Origin of the sequence: Lautropia mirabilis (genome assembly GCF_900637555.1) — a bacterium.
In the GTDB taxonomy this organism is placed as follows: Bacteria; Pseudomonadota; Gammaproteobacteria; order Burkholderiales; family Burkholderiaceae_E; genus Lautropia; species Lautropia mirabilis.
Genome location: NZ_LR134378.1, coordinates 3,165,001 through 3,167,500 on the forward strand (window position 1 = coordinate 3,165,001; position 2,500 = coordinate 3,167,500).

The following is a 2,500-nucleotide window of genomic DNA, read 5'->3' on the forward strand; positions in this document are numbered from 1 at the left end:
TGCCAAGGCTTGCTGCCGTTGTCTGATAGGAGTCGACGAGTGTATCGGAAGTTTCATGAGGAGTCCATGGTTTCCGACGACGATGTGACTGAGTCTCGAACGAGTCTGCGTGCAGAGTCATGTCGAGTCAACTGATGGCGGCCCAGCAGCATGCTGGATCTCGCAAAACTATAGGGTCAAGCCTCACGGGCAATTAGTACCGGTTAGCTGCACGCATTACTGCGCTTCCACACCCGGCCTATCAACGTCCTGGTCTTGGACGACCCTTCAGGGGGATCGAGTCCCCAGGGAGATCTCATCTTCAGGCAAGTTTCCCGCTTAGATGCTTTCAGCGGTTATCTCTTCCACACTTAGCTACCCTGCGATGCCACTGGCGTGACAACAGGTACACCAGAGGTGTGTCCACTCCGGTCCTCTCGTACTAGGAGCAGCCCCCGTCAAATCTCCAACGCCCACAGCAGATAGGGACCAAACTGTCTCACGACGTTTTAAACCCAGCTCACGTACCTCTTTAAATGGCGAACAGCCATACCCTTGGGACCGGCTACAGCCCCAGGATGAGATGAGCCGACATCGAGGTGCCAAACACCGCCGTCGATATGAACTCTTGGGCGGTATCAGCCTGTTATCCCCAGAGTACCTTTTATCCGTTGAGCGATGGCCCTTCCATACAGAACCACCGGATCACTATGTCCTGCTTTCGCACCTGCTCGACTTGTCAGTCTCGCAGTTAAGCACGCTTTTGCCATTGCACTTTAGGCACGATGTCCGACCGTACCAAGCGTACCTTCGAACTCCTCCGTTACTCTTTAGGAGGAGACCGCCCCAGTCAAACTGCCCACCATGCACTGTCTCCGGCCCGGATGACGGGCCTAGGTTAGAACCGCGAACAAACCAGGGTGGTATTTCAAGGATGGCTCCATCAAGACTGGCGTCCTGACTTCAAAGCCTCCCACCTATCCTACACAAGTCGGTTCGCAATCCAATGCAAAGCTACAGTAAAGGTTCATGGGGTCTTTCCGTCTAGCTGCGGGGAGATTGCATCATCACAAACATTTCAACTTCGCTGAGTCTCGGGAGGAGACAGTGTGGCCATCGTTACGCCATTCGTGCAGGTCGGAACTTACCCGACAAGGAATTTCGCTACCTTAGGACCGTTATAGTTACGGCCGCCGTTTACCGGGGCTTCGATCAAGAGCTTGCACCCCATCACTTAACCTTCCGGCACCGGGCAGGCGTCACACCCTATACGTCCACTTTCGTGTTTGCAGAGTGCTGTGTTTTTAATAAACAGTCGCAGCCACCTATTCTTTGCAACCTCTTTGCCCTTGTGTTGTTCACACTCAAGCTACCAAGGCACACCTTCTTCCGAAGTTACGGTGTCAATTTGCCGAGTTCCTTCTCCCGAGTTCTCTCAAGCGCCTGAGAATACTCATCTCGCGCACCAGTGTTGGTTTGCGGTACGGTCGTTTCTAGCTGAAGCTTAGAGGCTTTTCTTGGAACCACTTCCAGTTGCTTCGCGAGCAAGCTCGCTCGTCCCAACCCCTCGGCATACGCCTGGCGGATTTACCTACCAGACACCTACAGGTCAGGAACCGGGACTTCCAACACCCGGACAACCTTCCACGATCCGTCCCCCCATCGCACTAGAAATCGGTGCTGGAATATTAACCAGCTTCCCATCAGCTATGGCTTTCGCCCTCACCTTAGGGGCCGACTCACCCTACGCCGATGAACGTTGCGTAGGAAACCTTGCGCTTACGGCGAGCGGGCTTTTCACCCGCTTTAACGCTACTCATGTCAGCATTCGCACTTCTGATACCTCCAGCATCCCTTACGAGACACCTTCACAGGCTTACAGAACGCTCCCCTACCCCGCACTCAAAGAGTGCAGCCTAAGCTTCGGTGCATGGCTTAGCCCCGTTACATCTTCCGCGCAGGACGACTCGATCAGTGAGCTATTACGCTTTCTTTAAATGATGGCTGCTTCTAAGCCAACATCCTGACTGTTTTAGCCTTCCCACTTCGTTTCCCACTTAGCCACACTTTGGGACCTTAGCTGTAGGTCTGGGTTGTTTCCCTCTTGCCGCCGGACGTTAGCACCCGGCGACTGTCTGCCATGCTCATACTTCCAGGTATTCGGAGTTTGCTATGGCGTGGTAAGCCGCGATGGCCCCCACAACCATTACAGTGCTCTACCCCCTGGAGCAATACATGACGCACTACCTAAATAGTTTTCGGGGAGAACCAGCTATTTCCAGGTTTGATTAGCCTTTCACCCCTATCCACAGTTCATCCGCTAATTTTGCAACATTAGTCGGTTCGGACCTCCAGCTGGTGTTACCCAACCTTCATCCTGACCATGGATAGATCACCTGGTTTCGGGTCTACGCCCAGCGACTATGGCGCCCTATTCGGACTCGGTTTCCCTGCGCCTCCCCTATCTGGTTAAGCTTGCCACTGAACGTAAGTCGCTGACCCATTATACAAAAGGTACGCC

At 53.7% G+C, this 2,500-nt stretch carries 1 rRNA gene (cut by a window edge); it reads right to left on the reverse strand.

Annotated elements, in window-relative coordinates:
- Nucleotides 1-172 precede the first annotated feature (172 nt).
- Nucleotides 173-2,500 (reverse strand): 23S ribosomal RNA (locus tag EL249_RS13040) (it continues 549 nt past the right edge of the window).